General features: G+C 45.7%; 21 protein-coding genes. 15 read left to right on the top strand and 6 right to left on the bottom strand.

The features are described 5' to 3' along the window. Positions 1-56: 56 nt before the first annotated feature. From ACDJ58_RS07290 to ACDJ58_RS07300, 3 genes are all read left to right on the top strand, one after another. Positions 57-443, top strand: a complete 387-nt coding sequence (locus ACDJ58_RS07290) for a hypothetical protein (protein ID WP_413376756.1) — start codon at positions 57-59, stop codon at positions 441-443. Positions 444-698: 255 nt separating this feature from the next. Continuing rightward, positions 699-1523: a glutamate racemase gene (gene murI / locus ACDJ58_RS07295; protein WP_413376758.1), complete on the top strand. Its 825-nt coding sequence runs from the start codon at positions 699-701 to the stop codon at positions 1521-1523. Positions 1524-1554: 31 nt separating this feature from the next. Continuing rightward, positions 1555-2106, top strand: a complete 552-nt coding sequence (locus tag ACDJ58_RS07300) for a histidine phosphatase family protein (RefSeq protein ID WP_413376760.1) — start codon at positions 1555-1557, stop codon at positions 2104-2106. A gap of 69 nt (positions 2107-2175) precedes the next feature. Here the strand turns inward: ACDJ58_RS07300 and ACDJ58_RS07305 are convergent, their stop codons facing one another. Together ACDJ58_RS07305 and coaA are read right to left on the bottom strand one after the other, a co-directional pair. Then, on the bottom strand, positions 2176-2538 hold the full coding sequence (locus ACDJ58_RS07305; protein WP_413376762.1) for a DUF423 domain-containing protein: 363 nt from the start codon (positions 2536-2538) through the stop codon (positions 2176-2178). A 57-nt stretch (positions 2539-2595) separates the two neighbouring features. Continuing rightward, positions 2596-3525: a type I pantothenate kinase gene (gene coaA / locus ACDJ58_RS07310; RefSeq protein WP_024628283.1), complete on the bottom strand. Its 930-nt coding sequence runs from the start codon at positions 3523-3525 to the stop codon at positions 2596-2598. Between the two features lie 192 nt (positions 3526-3717). Between coaA and ACDJ58_RS07315 the strand changes: the two genes are divergently transcribed. The 11 genes from ACDJ58_RS07315 (at position 3718) to odhB (ending at position 18136) form a co-directional block, all read left to right on the top strand. After that, the gene (locus tag ACDJ58_RS07315) at positions 3718-4503 is read left to right on the top strand and encodes a DUF3891 family protein (protein WP_413376765.1); all 786 of its coding nucleotides are present in this window, start codon (positions 3718-3720) and stop codon (positions 4501-4503) included. 354 nt (positions 4504-4857) lie between these two features. Further along, positions 4858-5367 (top strand): 8-oxo-dGTP diphosphatase, encoded by a 510-nt coding sequence (locus tag ACDJ58_RS07320; RefSeq protein ID WP_413376767.1) that lies wholly within the window; start codon positions 4858-4860, stop codon positions 5365-5367. Positions 5368-5393: 26 nt separating this feature from the next. Further along, positions 5394-5762, top strand: coding sequence for a YybH family protein (locus tag ACDJ58_RS07325; RefSeq protein WP_413376769.1), 369 nt, complete (start codon positions 5394-5396; stop codon positions 5760-5762). Between the two features lie 167 nt (positions 5763-5929). Beyond that, on the top strand, positions 5930-6352 hold the full coding sequence (locus tag ACDJ58_RS07330) for a GNAT family N-acetyltransferase (protein WP_413376771.1): 423 nt from the start codon (positions 5930-5932) through the stop codon (positions 6350-6352). 167 nt (positions 6353-6519) lie between these two features. Continuing rightward, positions 6520-7038, top strand: coding sequence for a GNAT family N-acetyltransferase (locus ACDJ58_RS07335; protein WP_371129116.1), 519 nt, complete (start codon positions 6520-6522; stop codon positions 7036-7038). Then, positions 7035-7397, top strand: a complete 363-nt coding sequence (locus ACDJ58_RS07340; protein WP_413376774.1) for a cupin domain-containing protein — start codon at positions 7035-7037, stop codon at positions 7395-7397. Before ACDJ58_RS07335 ends, ACDJ58_RS07340 begins: the two co-directional genes overlap by 4 nt. Positions 7398-7539: 142 nt before the next feature. After that, positions 7540-7971 carry an NUDIX domain-containing protein gene (locus ACDJ58_RS07345; protein ID WP_413376776.1) on the top strand — a complete coding sequence of 144 codons (432 nt, stop codon included), beginning with the start codon at positions 7540-7542 and terminating at the stop codon, positions 7969-7971. Positions 7972-8314: 343 nt separating this feature from the next. Next, a complete protein-coding gene (locus tag ACDJ58_RS07350; RefSeq protein ID WP_413376778.1) occupies positions 8315-9601 on the top strand; it encodes an S-layer homology domain-containing protein in 1287 nt (428 codons plus the stop codon). A gap of 414 nt (positions 9602-10015) precedes the next feature. Next, entirely contained in the window at positions 10016-13300 is a 3285-nt protein-coding gene (locus ACDJ58_RS07355) for a DUF5704 domain-containing protein (RefSeq protein ID WP_413376780.1), read from the top strand. A 679-nt stretch (positions 13301-13979) separates the two neighbouring features. Next, the gene (locus ACDJ58_RS07360; protein WP_413376782.1) at positions 13980-16853 is read left to right on the top strand and encodes a 2-oxoglutarate dehydrogenase E1 component; all 2874 of its coding nucleotides are present in this window, start codon (positions 13980-13982) and stop codon (positions 16851-16853) included. A gap of 5 nt (positions 16854-16858) precedes the next feature. Beyond that, positions 16859-18136, top strand: coding sequence for a 2-oxoglutarate dehydrogenase complex dihydrolipoyllysine-residue succinyltransferase (gene odhB / locus ACDJ58_RS07365; RefSeq protein WP_413376784.1), 1278 nt, complete (start codon positions 16859-16861; stop codon positions 18134-18136). Between the two features lie 127 nt (positions 18137-18263). Here odhB and ACDJ58_RS07370 read toward each other — a convergent pair whose 3' ends face one another. The 4 genes from ACDJ58_RS07370 to ACDJ58_RS07385 all read right to left on the bottom strand — a co-directional run bounded on the left by ACDJ58_RS07370 (position 18264) and on the right by ACDJ58_RS07385 (position 22029). Next, positions 18264-19241: an alpha/beta fold hydrolase gene (locus ACDJ58_RS07370; RefSeq protein ID WP_413376786.1), complete on the bottom strand. Its 978-nt coding sequence runs from the start codon at positions 19239-19241 to the stop codon at positions 18264-18266. 83 nt (positions 19242-19324) lie between these two features. Beyond that, positions 19325-20302 (bottom strand): type I phosphomannose isomerase catalytic subunit, encoded by a 978-nt coding sequence (locus tag ACDJ58_RS07375; RefSeq protein ID WP_413376788.1) that lies wholly within the window; start codon positions 20300-20302, stop codon positions 19325-19327. Between the two features lie 187 nt (positions 20303-20489). Next, complete coding sequence (locus tag ACDJ58_RS07380; protein ID WP_413376790.1) at positions 20490-21074, bottom strand: class I SAM-dependent methyltransferase; 585 nt, start codon at positions 21072-21074, stop codon at positions 20490-20492. Between the two features lies 1 nt (position 21075). Next, positions 21076-22029, bottom strand: a complete 954-nt coding sequence (locus tag ACDJ58_RS07385) for a TIGR01212 family radical SAM protein (RefSeq protein ID WP_413376792.1) — start codon at positions 22027-22029, stop codon at positions 21076-21078. A gap of 272 nt (positions 22030-22301) precedes the next feature. On the opposite strand from ACDJ58_RS07385, the gene ACDJ58_RS07390 reads away from it, so the two are divergent. After that, a complete protein-coding gene (locus tag ACDJ58_RS07390) occupies positions 22302-22502 on the top strand; it encodes a hypothetical protein (protein ID WP_062320234.1) in 201 nt (66 codons plus the stop codon). The last annotated feature ends 148 nt before the right edge of the window (positions 22503-22650 follow it).

A 22650-nucleotide genomic window follows, 5' to 3' on the forward strand; every position in this document is an offset into this window, starting at 1 on the left:
TGTCGAGTTTATTGAGAATGCCGTTCATAAGTTTGAGCAGGGACAGGAGTGATTCCATGATTCGCAAACGTATTGCAAGCGCCACGGTGATGCTATGTACAGCATGGATGCTGGTAGCATGCTCGAATCAGGCGGAAAGTCAGGACGTAAGCTGGAAGATTGAAAGCAATCTTCAGCAAATCGTGAGCGAACCTGAGGTTCTGACCAGCAGTAATCCCGGTGATTATATTGCTGCTAACACAGAGGCGTATGTTCAGATTCGGGATACGGGTGAAGAGGGGTTAAACGTCCTGATTCAGCAGCTGGAGTCCAGTGCAGATAATGGCCTTAAGGAATGGCTTATGGCTCAGGCAAGTACGGAGCTGCTCGGAGAGCGTAATCCCGTGGAACGCTGGCAAAGTGGCAAAGACTGGCTCAGACAGTATAAAATGAAGGTAGAATAATGAATAATGTCTCATCATCATTAGTGAATAATTTACAACGGAAGTAGTGGAGGGAACGGAATCGATTCTGAAGAAGCGGTAGCGTTCGCCTTTGTCTCCGAATTTGCACATTTATAAAATATATCAAGAAAATTTGGAGACAACAGCGATCGAAAGAACGATCCGTAACCGAAACGATCACCGCAGGTCGTCAAGTGTTAACGTCTGTGATGATCCGGAATAACATAACTCACCTCCCAGTCACCATGAGCAGGAATGAGAGGTTCCAGGAACCTGAAAGAATACGTTATAGAGGTGAAACCCTTGAAGAAGAAAATTGCATTTTTTGACTCGGGAATCGGTGGTTTAACCGTCTTGCACAAGGCTTTGCATCAATTCCCTGAAGAAGCGTTTCTGTATTATGCCGATACGTTACATGTTCCTTATGGGACCAAGTCCGCCGATGAGGTTAGAGGACATATCTTCAATTGTGTGGAGGCTATTGTTCAGGAAAATGTGCAAGCGATTGTGATTGCCTGTAATACAGCGACCAGTCTGACCGTGAAGGATTTACGTGCCAAGTATGATATCCCCGTTATCGGGATGGAGCCTGCTGTGAAACCGGCAGTGGAAATGAATCGAAAAACTGGCAAAAGAGTGCTTGTATTTGCTACAGCCCTGACCTTGAGTCAAACGAAATATCATGAATTGGTATCCCGAGTGGATGATCACCACAGTGTCGATTCCATTCCATTACCTGAACTTGTAGAGTGGTGTGAGCAGTTGGACTTTGATTCACAGAAGATTGCGGCGTATTTCCGCTTCAAACTGGCTGATCTTGATCTGGACTTATACGGTACAGTTGTACTTGGCTGCACGCATTACCCATTCTACACTTCGATTCTTCGTACAGTTCTGCCAGATCATATTCAGATTATTGATGGTAGTACGGGAACAGTTAACCGCTTGAAGCAGCTTCTTGGGTTGGCAGACCAAAAGGGCGTGTGGACAGAGGATAAGGTTACTTTTCTTAGTTCATCTGGCCGTTCGGAAGACCGGGAGAACATGCGAATTGCACTCCAATATCTGGAGAAGCATTGAATGTAAGTTGAATCATCAGGAGGTGAGGGTGATGCAGTCTATTTATCTCATCCGTCATGCCAAAGCTACAGGGCAAGAACCGGATGCCGAGCTTACGGATGAAGGACTTCGTCAGGCAGAAGAACTTGCTGAGATGTTGGCGGAGCACTCTATACAATACCTTGTGTCGAGTCCGTGGAAAAGGGCACTTCAAACCGCAGCTCCACTGGGCAAAACCGTCCTGCAACATATACATACGGATGAACGTCTTCAAGAAAGGGTGCTTAGTACCCTTCATCTGGATAACTGGATGGATGTGCTTGAACGTACATACACGGACGAAGACTGGACGGAAGAAGGTGGTGAATCTTCTCGTTTCGCGACAGCTCGGGGCCTTGAGGTGCTGGGCGAGCTGTGGAGTCGACCGGAGCATAGCGGGGCTGTGATTACACACGGCAATCTGTTATCTCTGCTCATTCGCAGCCATGATGAATCCTTTGGATTCGAAGAGTGGAAAAATCTATCTAATCCTGATGTATATGTCCTGGAAAAACAGCAGGGGGATAAAGTCACACACAGCATTCGCCGTATATGGCGAAGTTAAACATAAAGAGAGTGCTCCAGCGATTTTTAAGATCGGCTAGAACACTCTTTTCAGTTTACGATGTTGGTTTTACAAAGCGGCGACTAATAACATTACCCAACCTACCAAAAATGCTACTCCGCCCAGGGGTGTGATCGCCCCCAGTTTTCGAACGCCAGTTACACTTAGGACATACAGACTGCCCGAGAACAATAGGATGCCGGCGAATAGCAGCCATCCAGCCAGCAACACAAGAGAAGGCTGCTCCAGTCGATCAGCGAGCAGTCCGAGCAGGATAATTCCGATTCCGTGAACAAGGTGATATTGAACGCCAGTCTCGTATATTTTGATCATGTCAGCAGACAATCTGCGTTTGAGCGCATGTGCACCGAATGCTCCAAGGGCAACAGCAAGAAACATCATGATACTTCCAAGTATAATCAAGGTCTGCATGTGGTCTTGTCTCCTTTTTAATAGTATTAAGCAGAATTTTTCTGCTCGTTATTATGCTTACAGCTTACGCAATTGAATGCGCTGAATCGAATGATCCGCTTCTTTTTTCAAAATCAGTCTGGCTCGTCCTTTAGTTGGCAGGATGTTTTCGTGCAGATTTTTGGCATTGATATCTTTCCAGATCTGACTTGCCGTAAGAACAGCTTCATCTTCTTCCAGATTGGCAAAACGACTGTGGAAAAAGGAATTCTCATTCTGAAACGCTGTATTGCGTAGCAGCTTGAAACGCTCAATGTACCAGTGACGGATATGCTCCTCTTCCGCATCGATATAGATGGAGAAGTCAAAAAAATCACTGACCAACAGTGGAGTTTCCTTTTTAACCTGGAGCACGTTAATTCCTTCAATAATGAGGATATCCGGCTGACATATGGCATTCTCTTCACCTGCAATGACGTCGTAGGCAAGATGGGAGTATACGGGAGCCATCACTTCGGGTTTGCCTGATTTGACATCACCCATGAACTGAATCAGTGACTTGATATCGTAGCTTTCCGGAAATCCCTTCCGGTTCATGATGCCTTTCTCTTGCAGTACAGCATTGGGATACAGGAAACCATCCGTAGTGACCAGATCCACCTTGGGATTTCCTTTACCTCTTGCAAGCATAGCCTGGAGCAGGCGGGCAGTTGTACTTTTGCCCACGGCAACACTGCCCCCAATACCGATAATGTAGGGAGCGTGATGTGCTTCTTTTTTTAGAAAAGATGCCGTTAAGCGATTCAGCTCTCGTGAAGCTCCTGCATATAAGTCAATAAAGTGGGTAAGAGGTAGATAAATATCCTCAACTTCTTGAATGGATACCTCTTCATTTAATCCCTTTAGCTGTTCCAATTCCGCTTTCGTTAGTGGAAGAGTGGTCTGATATTTCTTCAAGTCAGCCCATTCCTTGCGGTTAAACTCGGTGTAAGGAGAGTATAAATTCATGAGATCCCGCTTTCTGTATGTAATGTTATGTTGGCACAATCATTAGTGTACCAAATTTCAGGGAACTGACAACACCTTTACATTGATGCTCCTTAGTATATTCCCTGAAAGTTGAATGAAAAGCAACTTATAGGAAATTGTAAACCAAATTATGTTAAAGTCAACGTATACCATGCGGGAGGGTGACAGCAAATGATCGTATATGAGAGAGAGCATGATTTTGTTTTGACCGCACAGCATGAGCATGGACTAGTAGCCGGAGAAATGGCTTCCCATTGGAAAAGGGAATTGTTAACTGATGAAGCACATCGAGAAGATCTGATTCTTGCCGCAAAAGAGCATGATCGGGGGTGGATTGAGTTGGATTCTGCTCCATTCTGGAATGATTATAGTCAGATACCGTATTCGTTTCGTGATTTTCCGCTACGTCCACGATTTGTATTTTACCGTAAAGGTATTGAAGAGGTTCGGGAGAAAAACCTGTATGCCGGGTTGTTGTGCAGCATGATGTATACAGATTTGTTTCAAAACAATCTGGGTGCTAACGCCAATGATGATGAAGATATCAGGGAGTATCTAAACGATGAACGGGAGCATCAGTTACGTATGGAACAGCAGATTGGTGGTGGTGAAGCGTTGAAGCTTAGGCTGAAACATGATGTGGAAATTATGCTTTTTTGTGATCAGCTCAGCCTTTTTCTCTGTATGGAGGAACCCGGAACACCTGCTGCACGTTATGATTTTTTTGCTGATGGACTGGGCTCTACTTTCGATGCCTGTTCAAGGCAGCCCATTCAGGCCGAGTGGCTTTCCAATGAGAAAGTAGGATTGTCTTTTGTGCCGTTTGATGAGGACTTTACAGTCGTTATGCCTTACAAATCGGTGCCGAAAGCAAGTATTCGCAAATTTGGTCTGCTGCAGGCTTATCGCCGTGCCGAGTGGAAAGAGCGCCGGGTGTTAATTACAGGCATGAGCTGAGTATCGCCTTTTCGATACTCAGTTCAAAAGCAAAGTATTGCATACATCATAAAGAGGCGGGCCTCCGAAATTTCCGGTGTCCGTCTTTCGTATGCGTTTATATCGAAATTGAATTTGCAGATAATCAGGAAAGTGAAGAGGGATTCTGAATAGAGATTGAAGCAGGAGAATCTATCTATGTACCAGAAGTGTTAGAGTACAACGAAGTATATAAGCTTAATTCAACATTTACACAAGAGCGGAGAGGACAGAAAAATACCTGGGAATCAAGGATTGGAAGGTTCTTCTATCTTCGTAGTGAATATGTGAATTGCAAGGGATTAGGTTTTGTATAAGGCAACTGGGAGGATAAACATGGACACTAGAACTGAGATTTTAACGATGTGTATGGTATGGGACAAACGGAATGATCAGGTGCTATTAATGAATCGACCGAACCAAAAAGGATTTCCGGGATACATTGCTCCTGGAGGGAAAGTTGATTTTCCAGAAAGTATTGTGGATGGTGCCGTGCGAGAAGTTAAAGAGGAAACAGGACTTGTGGTGAAAGAGATTACATACAAAGGTCTTGATGAATTTTGTGATCCGGAGCAAGGATTGCGATATATGGTATTCAACTACGTGGCTACTTCTTATGAGGGAGAGCTATTGAACGAGCCGCCGGAAGGCGAACTGTTGTGGGTGTCTCTAGGACAGGCGCTTGAGCTGCCCATGCAGGATTGGTTTGCGGAACGTTTCCCGAGATTTTTTCAAGCAGGTACGTTTGAGCGGAGTGTGATCTGGGAGAAATCAACCGGACGTACCCTGAAAGAGACGTTTATGGTGTATAGCGATTCGGTTCTTGAACAAAGTGAAGTCAAATAATTCAAAACGCTCAGGAGGAAGAAACCATGGGATACCAGCATGCACTGGAAGGATACATTGCAGCGACCAATACACATGAGTTTGATGAGGTAAGCAAATGGTTATCACCGGATGCCATATATTGGTTTACGGGAACGTCTTGTACTACGCTTAATGAAATTCGGGCTTATTTTGAAAACGCTTGGGAGACAGTCAAGGATGAGGTGTATCGTGCAGAAGATGTCACGTGGATTACGACTGGCGAAGAGCAGGCGGTCTGTATTTACACCTACCACTGGAAAGGAATGTATCAAGGGGAACCGGCTGCTGGAAAAGGTCGGGCTACCAATGTTTTTGTTGCAGGCATCAACGGAGAATGGAAATTAATCCACGAGCATTTAAGCACGGGTGAGTAACGTGTAGAATAGAACTTTTGCTTTTATAACAGATTACTTGAATAAAGCTAATAAATGAGGCTTCTATCTGAAGCATGTCTCATATTTTATCAGCCAATTCTATATATTTATATCCAGATATTATGATATAATGAAGTTTACTTTTTAAAAGGAGAGGACTTGCTATTATGGATATTACATTTCGTGAATCGCTTGAGGGAATAGGTATCGACCAACTTAGCGGGGATTTTTTCGAAGGTTGGCCAAACCCTCCATCTAAACCTACATTTCTGAAGTTGCTGGAACAATCCTATGCTGTTGAACTGGCTGTTGATGAAGAAAACGGAAATGTGGTGGGCTTTATTCAAGCGATTTCAGATGGAGTTCTTAGTGCATATATTCCCTTATTGGAAGTGCTCCCGGAGTATCAGGGTAAAGGGATCGGAACAGATCTCATCAAGCGTATGTTTAATCGTCTGGGTGATCTCTATATGATTGATCTTTTGTGCGATAACGAACTCCAGGAGTTCTATGAGAAACAGGGCATGCAAAAAGCATCTGGCATGGTGATTCGTCATTATCAAAATCAGGCTGGAGCGGTGAATAGCTAATAGATTTGGTGAACTAGATGGTTGAAATAAAGTATAAAAATCGTTCCGCAGTAACCCGAGGTTATAAAAAGAGAAAAATATGAATTCAGACCAAAACATTTATATACGGAAGGTTGTTATATATTTGGTGATCTAGCCATACATAGGCTTCTGCAAACGGGACGTAAATGAATATGTACGAGGAAAAGGTGGAGATTGGTGTGAAATTGTCGTTCCGGATTTTGGACTGGGAAGAAGAAAAACCTTATGAGCTTTTATTGATGGCTGATCCGTCCAAAGCCATAGTTGACGAATATTTGAGTCGCGGTGTTTGTTTTATCGCTGAATATGAAGGAGAAATGGTAGGAGAGTTTGTTTTGCTTAAGACGCGTCCAGAGACGGTAGAGATTGTTAATATTGCCGTACAGGAAGAGTTACAGGGACAGGGCGTTGGCAAACACATGATCAAGGAAGCGATAGAAGCAGCACGCAGGCTCGGTGGTCGAACGATAGAAATTGGGACAGGCAACTCAAGTTTTCATCAGTTGAAGCTGTATCAACGCTGCGGTTTTCGCATTATAGGGGTCGATCGGGATTTTTTTGTGAAACATTATGAAGAAGAGATTATAGAAGATGGTATTCGCTGCGTCGATATGATTCGTTTGGCTCTGGATCTGGATACCGTGGCAGAGGAGAACAAGAAGTGAAGATATATCGCCTCAAATCAGAGGATCGTCGCAGCATTACCGCTTATGGAAGTGAGGGAGCAGAGATTACGCCGATACTCCGAAGCACAACAGCCTGCCACGTAGCACAACTGAAACTGTCTGCAGGAGGAAGTGTAGGTTTGCATCCAGCAGTGGGTGAGCAGGTGTTTCTGGTGCTTGAAGGGGAAGGTTGGGTGGAAGGTGAGACAGGCGAACGGGTAGCTGTACGATCGGGAGAAGCCGCGTATTGGACTAACGGAGAGAATCACCAATCTGGCTCGAACAAAGGACTAACCGCATTGTTGATTGAGGGTGAAGAACTGATTGTACGGTTATCGCTAGAGTCGGGAGATTCTTAAGATAGGGGCTGATGATTTGAGTGTCTGGGTCATTGTTATTATTGGGGTGATTTTTACTCCGTCGTTCTATCAGATGAATAAGCGTATTCGTAGATTGGAAGAGCAAGCTAGGCATCTTTCAGACGAGAGGAAGAACCTTTAAGTGGATCGGTACACACACATGGGAGTATACGGTTTAGTCAGCTGGGAGCGAAAATTCCTGTTAGTTCATAAGGCAAGAGGAGCCTATATAGGGGAATGGGATTTGCCTGGAGGAAGGTTGGAGTTTGGTGAGCAACCGGGGGCAGCCCTACACCGTGAGATTGAAGAGGAGACGGGCCTTTCCAATCTACAATTGGTAATTCGTTCTGCGGAGTCGAACGTATTGGAGTGGGTTTACGAAGGCGAGCCGGAAGAGCTGCACCATATTGGAATTCTATACGATGTATATTTGACAAGCGAAAGTCGGCCTTATGAGATCAAAAGGGAACCGGATGGCGAAGATTCACTGGGCGCACAATGGTTTACTATGGAAGAGGTCGGAGCGTTATCGTTGACGCCATTTGCAGAGTATATGATTAACAAACCTATTTGATTTGAATTTTAGGACTGGTCAAATGGAACAGAATCGTTTATTCTGAGATGGATAGATTACAAATTTTTTTAATTGAATAGGACTGACACCTTAAAGCATAAGGCTGTGAATCTGCGGATTCGTGGCCTTTTTTTGTGTTTTTAGAGGTGAATTGGGTCTTTGGAAGGGGGTGCTGCATGCCTTGTGGTGATGGGGATCGCTGAAAAATAATACCAATAGCCTAGATTTGCATGGTAGAATATTGATGATTATTACAAATTTAGGTTTTGGCTTGAAGAGTAGTACGATTGCTGAAGAAGCAGAAGTTTGCCCCATACTAAGGTACATAGGAGAGTGAGTAGATTTGAAGAAGCAGATGAGATCAAACGTTAGGAAATCAAAAAGGAATGTGTTGATAGTAAGTTTGTTGACGACGGCTTTGATGGCAGGAACGCTGCTGACTACTGGAACCGTGGGTCTGGTGTCTACTGTGGATGCTGCTACAAGCACGAATGGAGCGGGCACAATGGCTTCTGCACTTACGAAGTTCAAAGATATCAAAGGGCACTGGGCGCAAGCTACAATTGTTAAAGCCTATGATAAAAATCTGATTTCCGGTTATCAGGATGGTACATTCCGCCCCAATGCCAAAATCACCCGTGGTGAGTATGCTACACTTCTCAGCCGTGCAACCAGCTTGGAAAAGGTACAAGGCGAGAATCCTTTTGCTGATCTCAAGGGACACTGGTCTGAATCAGCTGTGACACAGTTGGTCGGCCAAGGCTTCATTCATGCAAGTGATTATCCGAAAGGATTCAACCCCAATGCCGAGCTGACACGCTACGAGATGATGAAATGGATTGCCAACGGACTGATCAAGTCGGGAACCAGTTTCCAGGATGCTTTTGACGATAGCAAAAATACACTGCTACCTACCCCTGAAGTAAATCGGGGAACGATTCGTGCAGAACAAATTCCTTATCTTGCACTTGTTCGCGGCACTGGCATTGTCGGTGGATTTGAGGACGGTTCCTTAAAGCCTGCTGATCCAACAACGCGAGCTGAAGTGTCTGCCATTTTGCTGCGTTATATGGATGTCGAGGGTACGGATGCAGGAAAGTACAGTGATCTGAATGAAATGCGTGAGGTTGGCACGACGGGAACGAATTTAACGACGATTAGTAATTACTTTTATACTAAAAATTCTGTTACGGTAAGTGATCTATCTAAAGGGGATATAAAGTTATCTAACAATTCAGGAGTGCTCACGTTTCATAGGTTTATAGTAGTGAAAGTTCAAAATGGTAAACCTCAAGGAATATACACCAAACTATTTGTGGAACCCAAAATTTCAAGTGGTGATTACTATTTAACATTTACAGACCTATCTTTTACATCAAACACAGATAACACAGATTTAATAACCTATAGTAGTGGTCTGAATAATGGATTACTGAAGTTTAGAAGATTAGATTTAGATTATGCAAAGAAGAACGGATTCACTACCATTCCTAACAGTCCTAAAGAACTCATTACTAAGGGCAAAAAAGTTAGGTTCTGGACTAGATCTTCTTTAGATTTCAAGAATGGGACATATCATATCACTTCGGAGAATATAGGAGAAATGAAAATACAAAATATGTACTATTAGTGAGGTGATTGTACTTCTATGAAAAAACGAATGCGGTTGCCCGTATTCAATTGGTCTAAAACATTGGTTGTATTCTTCGTCATAAGTTTTGGCTTGGCGGGGTTGTCGATGAATAATTCTATTTATGCTGTAAGCGATCCATACGGTCCAAAGTCAATGAAAAGTCCTATTCTAAAATCTATTCAAGCTGAAAAAACAATCGGTACCCCCGGCGTTTACTGGTATCAAATTGATGATGGAAGATTTAGAGCAGACCACAGTGGAGGTCCCACATATTCCAACAATGATGGGGGTTGTGCTACTCCCTATCCCGCTTTAAAAGAGGTGCCGGATAGTGTTGACTTTTCACGCTGGCCAGCAGTTTCTTGGCCCCAATATAACGGGAATAATTTGTCGGCCTCGAGTTTCAAGGAAGTGAAAATCAAAAGTGTAGAGTATCAAACAAAACCTGAACAAGAATCTTATACAGGAGTAGGAAGAACGGTTATCACACCTCCAAGCACAATAGTCGGTATTCGGACTTTAACTGGTGGAAATCATGAATGGACTCAGAACGACCCATTTGAAAATGGCGGAAAAACAACTGCAGGCTGTATTAAACATAAAGTAGCCTATTTCACTCCAATGGACATCATCTGGGAAGGGGATCTTGAAGAAGAAAAGGAGATTGACGTAACCCCAGATTCTACCCTAACGGTTGGAGAAACCAAACAGATGGTAGCCAAAGTTAAAACGAAAAACTATGGAGCTACTCAATTTAGTGAAGGCATCGACGTAAGTCGGCGCGAGGCTGAGACCACCTGGTGGTCATCCGATCCGAGTATTGTGAGTATTGAACCGAAAACAGGAATGGTTAAGGCTGAAAAGCCGGGTACTGCTTTTGTACGTGCAATCTGGAACAACGGTACATACCTCATCTCGGATACGGCTGACATTACGGTAACGTCCGAACCAGGACTCATTGTGAACCTGCCAAACGGCTGTAAAGCAGACACAGCTACACCGCTGCAAGCTAAAGCTATCCTAACCAAGTCAGACCTTTCTGTTCATGAGCTTACTGCTCATCCCAAATTGACCTGGCAAAGCTCCAATCCAGCAGTAGCGACCATAGGTGCAGATGGGAAAATGACGATCAAAGGTATCGTCGGCAGCACTACCATCACTGCGCGATTTTTGGATACTGCCCAGCAGTTGGATGAGGAAGGAACTCAGGTTTTAGATGTAAAGGATTGCACAGGCAACGGAGGAGATGGGGGAACTGATCCAGGTAACGGTGGTGGTGTTGTGGGTTGCCCCGTGACCATCAGTCCACCTAATAAAGGAGCGTTGATCGATTCGGCTGCCATGGACCCATCTGTCCGGGGCGTGCTGAAAGCTGATGATCGGGGATCTGAGAAGTTTGATGTTACCCGTGGCATCCCGACTTCTGAAGATCTCTATGCAAATGTCATGGCTAAAGGATACTTGTTCCAGCACCGTTGGGTGAACATGACGGGAACAGTGACTTATACGGTTAACGTAAAAAAGAAGTATCACAAAACATGGACGATTCCGGGCAGAGCCTCGACAGGACCGAATGATCCAGGCACACCTCCACAACCTAAGGAACTAGACGTTCCTGTGGAAAAACCAATGCAGGTCATCCGACAATATAGTTATTGGCAGATTGATAATTTGGAAGTCTACCAGCTAAATCAAGCTACGATATCCAATTATGCACTTGGTGGCTACGGTGGTACAGTAACGCTGACTCCAAACGGATATACACCGCCGACCTTACAATCGGCTAATGATGATGCCGTTACCGCACATGTGAAACCTGCACCTTGCAAGGAAATCGACCTTGGCACTGAAACAAAGTCAGGCGGTGACAGCGAGCCGCCTACACCTGATGAGACGTCATTATTCCAATCCAAAGCGGAGACTGAGGTCAAAGAGAACACTGTAAATAATGACAAGGTAGTGTTTAACGGTACCACTGTGATGGATCCTGCTTCGATGGATAAGACTGCTCCGCGACCTGGGACAATCCCTCAGCCTGATATGATCGGCGACAACGTGCTGTACCAGAATCGTTTAACTATTCAGAATACACTGGTCAACAAGGCGGACCAACCGACAACGGGCGAGATCGCATATGGCTTGATTCCTGGCAACATTAAAGGCGGTCAGAATCAGAAGTTTTCTATTCAAGGAATCAATTCTGTAACGGTGCACACGCCTGTCGTTAACTACGCATGGGTGTCTGATGATCAGCCGCATAACCAGAAAACGGTGCCTGATTCGACCAGTTCAGCGCTCATTTTGGAACGACCATTTATCGTACGCCTCCCGACCTCAGGGCAGCATCTGGACGTAACCAGTTACCCGGGTTATGGCAATAGGGACTATGCCAAGTATTTTCGCATCAAACAGATCCGTTTCCCTTTTGATGTCTATAACGCCGATAGAAGTCAGTTCATTCCAGCCAAGACCTGGGTGGACATTCCGGTCAACCAACTGGATACCGTTTTCTATCTTCCAGTATGGGTGGATGAAGGACATTACCGAATTGAATTTCGCAATATTGCGGAAAATGCTCCTTCGACATTCACCGAACAGCAGGATGCCAACACGAATCTGACCCATCATGTTGCGGCAGATACGGTTCCGGTGGAGGTTATTGGGCGATTGTATGATTTTCACGTTACGGATATCGCCGATTATAATTGGGAGAACGTGTTCCGCAAGCAGCTCGGGAGTTCGGAGCCGACAGGAGTGAGCTACTGGACAGGACTTAACAGTATTGATGGTGATCCGCGAGGGAATCTGGCACCATTCGTGTTACCTGTTCGCCCAGGCAGTCATCCTGTGCAGGGTTTCAGTAATATTGCGGTGAAAACGGGTTACCATATCAAGTTCGACCTGAAAACAAAAGGCAATATGTTTGGCAAACAGGATGGTGTTCGAATTACTCCAACATTCTACTTTGTGAGCAAAGACGGCTCTTCCAGACAAGAAGTCGATCTTTACTACCACCGCGGTCAAGAGCGACTTATCAGGATAGGATCGGCGCAGGATTTGGAGAAACGGTTTGTTGTCCTGAACTCGAGATTGCGTAATGTACCCGGTACGGAATTGGGGGATACAGCGCGTTATCAGTATACGTATGAACTGACAGCCGATGAACGTAACCAGAGATCGCTCGCCGATTATATGGTTACGCTTGTAGATCAAACCTCTCACCAGAAAACGTGGGTAGGCCACTATGACTGGATGATCCTACCCGCTTCCATTCGTACACTGATTGGACCCAAGACAGACATTCCTTCGGGTGTTAGTGTGGACCGAGCGAATGCGGCGATCCAGCGTTGGTACGGAGAATACAGCCTGCCTGCAGATGTATACGCCGTGCCGAAGGGAACCAATCTCGAATCGCTTGCCAGACAAAATCAACTGGATGAAAAGGCTTCTGTATTTCTGAAGGACGGATATATCGTTGTCAACTTTAATATCGAGACACTTCGAGATGGGAATACAGAAGCTCCACACCTGCAATACATTTATGCTCCACTGATGAATCAGTGGAAGATGGAAGGTTTTAACAACAGTCCAGTAGACAGTCAAGGTAGAACTTGGCCCTTAAAGGATGGCGATGTGGTCTTTTACCATGCAGATCAGTCCAGCCGGAGCGATTTTCAGTCTCAGGTACCACATTAAAAAAATAAAAAGTCTGTCAGTTTAAATAAACTAAGTCTAAAAGAAGCTGCCCGGATGCTTTTACGCATTACAGGCGGCTTTTGATTTATAACATTGAATTGCAAGAAATACCCATTTTCTTGTTGAATACCAAGCCAAATGGTTAATATTTATCTTGACGGTTTGTTTTTGGACATTATGGACCACAATTCTAAATAAGGAGGCTGCAAATCGGGCGAAACCTGAAAATGTGCAGAAACCATCGTAGGATAAGCGATTAATAACAAAACGCCATACAATCAGAGCACATTTGTGGGTCGGAAATGTTCCAATTATTCGATTCATCTAATTTATGCATCAATTGAACTAAAAATAGGAAATGCTCCTGAGCGTAAAAGTTTATAGAATAGATATTAGAACACGGACTTCACTTGAAAAAGTTGAGGAAGGTGTAACCCTCGAACGGATCAGGACAGTATTCGACATCTGTGCGACGGTATATACAATCATCAGTTTACTATGATTTTGAAAACGCAGACAAACCTTGACGGGAGCGTCGGAACAACGTTACTACCACCAACAGCACGATTATTGGACTTCATGAAAAATTTAGCTTAAAATGTTGAACGAACGCAAATTACGGCTTAGTCAATGATTTCCGTCAAAAACTTATGACTAAATCAAGACGGAGGGAACGTCGATGACGATCGAGGAAGGCAACAAGAAACCCTGGGAAAGTTACTATGGCCCGAATATGGGATACGTACAGGAACAATATGAATTATACTCCCAAGACCCAGGTGCAGTTACACCGGCTTATCGTGAATTATTTGAACAATGGGGTGCACCGCCGATGTCTGGCAGGGATGCACATAAAGCCTCGTATTCTGGCAACGCCCAAAAGGCTTCCGGAAGCGTGGATATTCAACTATTACAGAAAGCGGTTACAGCAGGGAAACTGGTAATGAATATTCGTACCTATGGTCACCTTGCGGCCGATATTGATCCCCTTGGAATCAGTGAAGATTCAGATACTTCTTTGCTTGAACCGAAGCATTTTGAATTGAACGAAGAAGATTTGAAAGCTCTGCCAGCTTCCCTGATCTGGGAAGGTGCAGATGGACAGACGGTAACAGGATTGGATGCCATCCAGCGCCTGCGGCAAATATATACTGGTCCTATCGCTTATGAATTCAGCCATGTGCATGAAGTTCATGAGCGGGAATGGCTGAACCGCCGTGCAGAATCTCGTACTTCGCCGGCACCGCTTAATCCAGAGGAGCGTAAAGCTTTGCTGGAACGTTTGGTTGAAGTGGAGCAATTTGAAGATTTCCTCCACAAAACATTTGTTGGGCAAAAACGTTTTTCCATTGAAGGTAACGATGTGCTTGTCCCTATGCTGGATGAAGCAGTCCGAATTATGGCACACGCAGGTTCCAGCCATATTTTGATGGGGATGGCTCACCGTGGTCGTTTGAACGTACTTGCTCATGTACTGGGCAAGCCGTATAGCAAAATTTTCTCTGAATTCCATCATTCTCCGAACAAGGATTTGGTTCCTTCCGAAGGGTCAACAGGAATCAATTACGGTTGGACGGGGGATGTCAAATATCATCTGGGTGCAAACCGTTATGTAAAAGACGGCGAAACAGTACAAGCGCGTCTTACGCTCGCAAATAACCCAAGTCACCTGGAATATGTAAACCCAGTTGTACAGGGTTTTGCACGTGCAGCACAGGACGACCGCCGTGATCCGGGATATCCGAAGCAGGATGTAACCAAAGCAGCAACTATTCTGATGCATGGTGATGCGGCTTTCCCTGGGGAAGGTATTGTAGCAGAAACGCTCAATTTCAAAGCATTGCCTGGTTACCAAAATGGCGGAACGATTCATATTATTGTGAACAACCGTCTTGGATTCACAACAGACAGCAGCGATTCACGCTCAACGTATTATGCGAGTGACCTTGCCAAAGGATATGAAATTCCGATTGTGCATGTCAATGCTGACAATCCGGATGCATGTATCGCAGCTATTCGTATGGCAGCAGAATACCGTAACCTGTTCAAAAAGGACTTCCTGATTGACCTGATCGGTTACCGTCGTTATGGTCATAACGAAACGGATGATCCAGAAACAACACAGCCGACTGTGTATGACAAAGTAAAAGCTCATCCAACGGTTAGTCACTTGTACCAGGATCATCTGAAAGAGGAATCGGTTATCGACGATGCCTCCATCAACAGCATTCGTGAAGCTGTGACGAGCCGCTTAAAAGAAGCATATGAGCAGATGAAGAACAATGAAGTACATGAATATTACCAACGTCAAATTAGCGAGCCAGAAGCCGTTTCGATTATTCCAACTGCGGTACCATTGGAAAATCTGCGGACAATTAACGCCGATTTGCTGAAATGGCCAGAGAATTTTAATGTGTATCCGAAGTTGCAGCGTATTTTGCAGCGCAGAAGCACATCTCTGAACGAAGGCGAGAAAGTAGACTGGAGTCTTGCAGAGACGCTTGCGTTTGCTACCATTCTTGCGGATGGCAAACCAATCCGGATCAGTGGACAGGATGCAGAGCGTGCAACGTTTGCCCATCGGAACTTGGTGTTGCATGACTCCGAGAATGGTGCGAAATTCTGCCCACTGCATCATCTGCCACAGGCAAGAGCATCTTTTGCCATCTACAACAGTCCGTTGTCTGAGGAGTCCGTTGTTGGTTTCGAATACGGATATAACGTCTATTCACCAGATACGCTTGTAATCTGGGAAGCACAATTCGGAGACTTTGCCAACTGTGCACAGGTTATTTTTGACCAATTCGTATCTGCCGGCCGTGCCAAATGGTCACAAAAATCCAGTCTGGTCATGCTGCTCCCGCATGCGAACGAAGGTCAGGGACCTGAGCATACAAGTGCTCGTCTGGAACGTTTCCTGCAGCTTTGTGCAGAAGACAATATGACCGTTGCGAATTTGACAAGTGCATCGCAATATTTCCATCTGTTGCGTCGTCAGGCTTCGTTGACTGAAACGGAAGATGCTCGTCCGCTCGTTATGATGTCGCCGAAAAGTCTCATTCGTAATCCTCGTGTCGCTTCACCTGCAACAGAGTTCAGCGAAGGCAAGTTTGAGCCTGTGCTTGAGCAAGCAGGATTGGGCACAAAACCGGATCGCGTAGAGCGCATTGTTTTGTGCAGTGGTAAAATCGCCATTGATCTGGAAGATGCTTTTGAGAAAGATAAAGCAGATTGGTCTTGGCTTCACATTATTCGTGTCGAACAGCTGTATCCGTTCCCGGCGGAAGAAATCAAGCGTGTACTTGCACGTTTCAGCAAGCTGAAAGAGCTGGTGTGGGTACAGGAAGAAAACAAAAACATGGGTGCCTGGACATACATGGAGCCTCGTCTTCGTGAAATCGCGCCAGAAGGAACAACCGTTAAATACGAAGGTCGCCCGGAACATGCGAGTCCTTCCAGCGGTTATCAACTTGTGCATGGCATGGAACAGCAACAGATCATTACATCCGCATTGAAGCAAACGACGAAGAATAATATTCCACTGGGGAGGTAACAGCTGTGAGTGAAATTAAAGTACCTGCAATGGGTGAGTCGATAACGGAAGGAACTGTATCCAGATGGCTGGTCAAAGAAGGCGAAACCGTTAATCAGGGTGATGTTCTTCTGGAACTGGAAACAGATAAAGTAAATATTGAGATCAGTGCTGAAGAGAGCGGTGTTCTTGAGAAAATTGTTCGCCAGGAAGGCGAGACTGTAGAAATTGGTGAAACGATTGGAACACTCTCGGCAGGAACTGGAGGAGGAAGCGGCGCGCCCGCTTCCCAACCAGCAGCGACGGAGCAGAAACAAGCAGCTGCTCCTGCACCGGAAGCTCCTACTCCGCCACCAGCACCCGTTGCTGCAGCACCGGAGTCTTCGGATAGCAGCTCGAAGACAGCTTCACCGTCTGCTCGTAAACTTGCACGTGAGCGTGGTATTGAGCTGGATCAGGTACAGAGCAAGGATCCGATTGGCCGGGTTTATCAGGATGATGTGAAAACTCACAGCACGCAGGGTGCCGCTCCTTCAGCGTCTCCTGCTAAAGCTCCCGCTGCAGCACCTAGTGCTCCGGCAGCAGGTGGTTCCACGTATACCAAACCAGTAGAGCGTCAACGTATGTCACGCCGTCGTGCTACCATTGCGAAACGCCTGGTAGAAGCGCAGCAGACAGCGGCGATGTTGACTACGTTTAACGAAGTGGATATGACGGCAATCATGGATGTTCGTAAACGTCGTAAGGACAAGTTCAAAGAGAAACATGAAATCAATCTCGGGTTCATGTCCTTCTTCACCAAAGCAGTTGTAGGCGCACTGAAAAAGTTCCCAACCATTAACGCGGAAATTGATGGCGAAGATGTTGTACTCAAAAAGTACTATGATATCGGTATTGCGGTATCTGCCAAAGAAGGCCTTGTCGTACCGGTTGTACGTGATGCAGATCGTCTTGGCTTTGCTGAGATCGAAAAAAGCATTGCTGACCTGGCGTCCAAAGCGCGTTCCAACACGCTGGCATTGTCTGATCTGCAAGGAGGAACCTTCACCATTACCAATGGCGGAACGTTTGGCTCCCTGTTGTCCACACCAATTTTGAATACACCTCAAGTAGGTATTCTGGGTATGCACAAAATCCAGCTTCGTCCAGTAGCGATTGATGCAGAGCGGATGGAGAACCGTCCGATGATGTATATCGCCCTGTCTTACGATCACCGTATCATTGATGGTAGCGAAGCCGTACGTTTCCTCGTGACGGTGAAAGAATTGCTTGAAGATCCAGAGTCTTTGCTGATCGAAGGGTAATCCATAACGCTTAACATTAAATTGCCATCTTATAAATAAAAAAAGTAAAGCCCCTGAACGCGGAGCACAGTGTATGCTGTGCACCCGTTCAGGGGCTTTCGTCATTGTATAAGTAATTTGTATCGCATTATACGGAATCGGAGGTTTCTACATGTACTGTGGAATGATGGGCACTGCAGTCGGGCGTATGCCTCTCCAGCCACTCCATGACATGCCCTGCAACCTCAGTCCGATTCGTCTCATGCAGCATTTCGTGGCGTCCCCCCGGATAGAGGCGGTATTCAATATCCTCAAGCTGAAGCTCCCGATATTGGGAGACCAGGTTAAGCACTCCTTTGCCATGAAGTCCCACTGGATCTTGTTCACCCGAGAACAGATATACAGACTTATCCTTGGGAATACGTTTCATGTTGCGTGGCAAGTGAATGTCCAACAGCAGTTTGAAAAAGTCACGGAAAAAACCTGCGGAGCAGACGGCTCCACACAAAGGGTCATCCATAAACCGCTTGACCTCCTCGGGGTCCCGAGACAGCCAATCAAACGGCGTTGTTGCCGGACGGAAAGAACGATTGAATCCGCCAAATACGAGCGCATTGAGCAGCATACTTGGATGACCAGTCCCCTGAATGCCACACTGCAAGAAAGCCAGTTTCTCTCCAATCCGAAGAAGACCACGTTTGCCATTGGTACCGGACAAAATAAATGCATGGTAACGCTCGTGGCCAGCATACATTAGATGCTGTACCAAAAACGACCCCATGCTATGCCCCATCAGAAAGAGGGGCACATCAGGGTTTTCTTTGGCGGCAGATTCGCCCAGATTCATCATGTCACTCGCCATCCAGCGGAAAGCATCGTCGCCGGCATTACCCAACAAATTCGAGTTTTCTACCGTTTTCCCATGACCACGATGATCATTCGCATAGACCGCGTAGCCGTGCGTGGTGAGATGTTGGGCAAATTCAGCATATCGGGCAGCAGTCTCGCTCATGCCATGTGCAATCTGGACCACACCTTTGATGTTGCACTCCGGATCGGGAAGCCAGCGGTACACATGAATACGGGTACCTTCATCGCCAACCAGGCTAAAGGTAGATTCCTGCATCTCGTGTAAATCCTCCTTCACAGGTCACATTAAAGCCAGTTCAATTCAGGGAAAGCACCTTGAATAGATATTTGATTACTCGATTAAGGCAAATAAGAACGAAGAACAGTAGTGTTACCATCCAGCGTATAGGAGCCCAGGTTGGCAGGCAGTAAGTAACATTGTCCAGCTTTCAATTCAATTTTATCCGATTCCGCGTTATCCCACTCCAGCGTTCCGCTACCTTCACAGACCACAAGAATAGTGAAGCTTTCAGTACTTGTAGAGAGCTCCCAACGTTCTGTAACAACCCCTTTTTCCACTACAAAATAAGGGCATTCCGCAAGCTTCAGCCACTCACCCGGAGTCGCGTTGTTTGTTTTCATCGTCGTGGCGCCAGCACCCTCATAAGCCGTTACATTCAATGAATCTTCAACATGCAGCTCACGTGGTTTGCCATCCAGGCCTGGACGATTATAATCGTAAATCCGGTATGTTGTATCCGAGTTTTGCTGGATCTCAGCAACAACGACACCTGCACATAGAGCGTGTACCGTCCCCGCAGGGATAAAGAACGTATCTCCAGCCTCTACAGGTACTTGACGAAGGGTATCCATGACCGTACCATTCTCCAGCGCTTCCTTCAGTACTTCACGATCAACGCCTTCATTCAAGCCGTAGATGATATGAGCTCCTGGTTTGGCATCCAGCACGTACCACATTTCCGTTTTGCCAAGCTCGCCAGGAGGGAGCGCTTCGTAATCATCTGTTGGATGAACTTGTACGGACAGATCATCGTTACAATCAAGCAGTTTGATCAGAAGGGGGAATCGTCCGCCCTTTTCCGAAACTCCTTTGGTTCCAAGCCATGCTGTGCCCAGCTGCTCACGAACTTCGTCCAGGCCTTTTCCAGCAAGAACTCCATTTAATACCTTAGTTGTACCATTGGGATGATCCGCAATCATCCAGCCTTCTCCTATATGTCCTTCAGGTGGCGTCAGGCCGAATTGCTCCAGCGCGCGACCTCCCCATACACGTTCTTTGAACTCTGGTTGAAATTGCAATGGATATGGCGTAGGCATTCCTAATCTCTCCTCTAGTATATGAAATGGTGGATCGCTTTAATCAATCATGACCGCGTATGCGGCATGAATGTAACAGTGAATACGGTTGCACATCTTTATGTAGAACACAAAATGCATAAATTGCACCCAAAGAGTGCTTTGTTGCGATTGTGTCTAGTTTATTGCATTTGTGGATTAAAGGAAATTATTTTTTCTCAATGCCAATCAGAAAAGGGGAGGCATCACGCTGCAATTGGCGATAAATCACCACTTGTGCCTGCTCAACAGGCAGAGCAGAGGACCACTCCAATACCGCATCCGCTTCCTGTGATCCTCCATCATGACCTGGATACAGCACAACGGTAATAATGCCGCGCGGCTTGAGCAATGCCAGTGCAGCCTGGAGAGCAGCAATAGTACTGTCTGTTTCCGTAATTATGGTGGAGTCCGCACCTTCTGAAGGCAGGTACCCCAGGTTGAACATTACAGCACCGACATTACCCTGCCATGTTTCAGGGACGGCCTCAGCCATTCGATCATGGCTTAATTGAAGCATGGAGATGGAGCCCAATTTGGCGCTGTCCTCTTGTTTACGAATACGGGCTTGTGCCAAGGTAAGTGCCTCGCTCTGAATATCGAAACCAATGACTTGACCACGTTTACCAACTTTTTGTGCCAGAAACAGAGTGTCGGCTCCCGTTCCTACCGTTGCATCAATAGCTAAATCTCCAGGCTGTAGACGGGAAGAAATCCATTGATGGGCACAACTTAAAACCGAAAGAAAGCCCATCTTAAGCACCCCTCCAGTATTTTCCCTGCCAGGAATCCCGTTCACGCAGCTCACGATCAATGGAATTCAACACTTCCCATTTGTTCATGGACCACATCGGCCCAATCAGCAAATCACGCGGGGCGTCTCCTGTAAGGCGGTGTACAATCATTTCGGGTGGCAGCATCTCCAGCGTATCGACGATCAGTTTAATGTACTCGCCTTGTTCCAGGAAACGAAGAAGCCCGGCTTCATACTGCTTCACCATTGGCGTTTTGCGCATCAGATGAAGTAGATGAATTTTGATCCCCTGTACATCCATGTTGGCAACAGCCCGTCCGGTATCCAGCATCATTTCATGGGTTTCCTGCGGCAGTCCGTAAATAATATGTGTACACACCCGAATATTCCGTTTGCGTAGCTTCGCAACGGCTTCCTCATAACAATGAGTATCATGCGCACGGTTAATTAGGGTTGACGTGGACTCGTGAATGGTTTGCAGACCCATCTCAACCCATAGGTAGGTGCGTTCATTCAATTCAGCTAAGTAATCAACGACGTCATCCGGTAAACAGTCAGGGCGAGTGGCGATGGACAGACCCACGACACCGGGCTGCTTCAAGATTTCTTCAAAGTATTCACGCAGTTCTTCAACGGGTGCGTATGTGTTGGTATAGGCTTGGAAATAGCCAATGTAGTGGGCTGTAGGCCATTTCAGATGCTGTTTATCCCGAATGGTATTAAATTGGGTGACCAAATCATCCCGTCTGCTACCGGCGAAATCACCCGATCCACGAGCGCTGCAAAATGTACAACCCCCTTTAGCGATAGACCCATCTCGGTTGGGGCAAGTGAAACCCGCATCCAGCATCACTTTGAAAACCTTATTGTTAAATTCGTCTCTCATTTCGTAATTCCAGGTATGGAATCGTTTATCTCCCCACAGAAGAGGAGGTTGTATTGAAGGTGCATTCATCTTCAGGGTACTCCTTTGGCTTACCTAATGGCTTGCTTATTATATTACCGAATTCGACTCTTTTTGAACTTTTACCATTGTATCAAAAAACTCAAAAAAAGGGGAATCTAGTCGCAAAAATAGGCCGTAGAAACGAGGTTTTATCCTTGCTATAGTTTACACATTGTGTTATATTTAAACCAGCGTCAGACACCATCTAATGGGTACTATTCATCATAGCATTTGAATCAATGTTGACGTCATGGACCATACTATACCGTGAGGTGATATGAATGAATTCCCAAGTTAAAAATAATGATCTTCATCATGTTTCTGTAGAACTGACGGCAGAAGAAGCTCTGGCTTTGACAGGTGTTCGTTTCAATGGCAATCCGAAAGTGAAAGCGGCTGCAAGACAAAAAGTTCGCGATGCTTTCGAAAAGACATTTGATTTTTCACACCAAGATAAGGTAGACTATGAACTATTAAAGTAGTTGGACCCCAATTCCAAATAAATCGAAGAGGGAATCTTTGAGATTTGCCCCAAAGTGGCAGATCCGAAGATTCCTTTTTCATTGCTCTTTACAATTAGCCAGTTCTTCGGCAAAATGATTCTGAGACAAGTATGGATAAACGGAGGAA

The sequence above is a fragment of the Paenibacillus taichungensis genome (assembly GCF_047302525.1).
Classification (GTDB): domain Bacteria; phylum Bacillota; class Bacilli; order Paenibacillales; family Paenibacillaceae; genus Paenibacillus; species Paenibacillus taichungensis_B.

Bases quoted from the DNA above. Each gene is read 5' to 3' on its own strand.
- ACDJ58_RS07290 (WP_413376756.1), top strand. From the start codon at position 57: ATGATTCGCAAACGTATTGCAAGCGCCACGGTGATGCTATGTACAGCA.
- murI (WP_413376758.1), top strand. From the start codon at position 699: ATGAGAGGTTCCAGGAACCTGAAAGAATACGTTATAGAGGTGAAACCC.
- ACDJ58_RS07300 (WP_413376760.1), top strand. From the start codon at position 1,555: ATGCAGTCTATTTATCTCATCCGTCATGCCAAAGCTACAGGGCAAGAA.
- ACDJ58_RS07305 (WP_413376762.1), bottom strand. From the start codon at position 2,538: ATGCAGACCTTGATTATACTTGGAAGTATCATGATGTTTCTTGCTGTT.
- coaA (WP_024628283.1), bottom strand. From the start codon at position 3,525: ATGAATTTATACTCTCCTTACACCGAGTTTAACCGCAAGGAATGGGCT.
- ACDJ58_RS07315 (WP_413376765.1), top strand. From the start codon at position 3,718: ATGATCGTATATGAGAGAGAGCATGATTTTGTTTTGACCGCACAGCAT.
- ACDJ58_RS07320 (WP_413376767.1), top strand. From the start codon at position 4,858: ATGGACACTAGAACTGAGATTTTAACGATGTGTATGGTATGGGACAAA.
- ACDJ58_RS07325 (WP_413376769.1), top strand. From the start codon at position 5,394: ATGGGATACCAGCATGCACTGGAAGGATACATTGCAGCGACCAATACA.
- ACDJ58_RS07330 (WP_413376771.1), top strand. From the start codon at position 5,930: ATGGATATTACATTTCGTGAATCGCTTGAGGGAATAGGTATCGACCAA.
- ACDJ58_RS07335 (WP_371129116.1), top strand. From the start codon at position 6,520: ATGAATATGTACGAGGAAAAGGTGGAGATTGGTGTGAAATTGTCGTTC.
- ACDJ58_RS07360 (WP_413376782.1), top strand. From the start codon at position 13,980: ATGACGATCGAGGAAGGCAACAAGAAACCCTGGGAAAGTTACTATGGC.
- ACDJ58_RS07370 (WP_413376786.1), bottom strand. From the start codon at position 19,241: ATGCAGGAATCTACCTTTAGCCTGGTTGGCGATGAAGGTACCCGTATT.
- ACDJ58_RS07375 (WP_413376788.1), bottom strand. From the start codon at position 20,302: ATGCCTACGCCATATCCATTGCAATTTCAACCAGAGTTCAAAGAACGT.
- ACDJ58_RS07380 (WP_413376790.1), bottom strand. From the start codon at position 21,074: ATGGGCTTTCTTTCGGTTTTAAGTTGTGCCCATCAATGGATTTCTTCC.
- ACDJ58_RS07385 (WP_413376792.1), bottom strand. From the start codon at position 22,029: ATGAATGCACCTTCAATACAACCTCCTCTTCTGTGGGGAGATAAACGA.
- ACDJ58_RS07390 (WP_062320234.1), top strand. From the start codon at position 22,302: ATGAATTCCCAAGTTAAAAATAATGATCTTCATCATGTTTCTGTAGAA.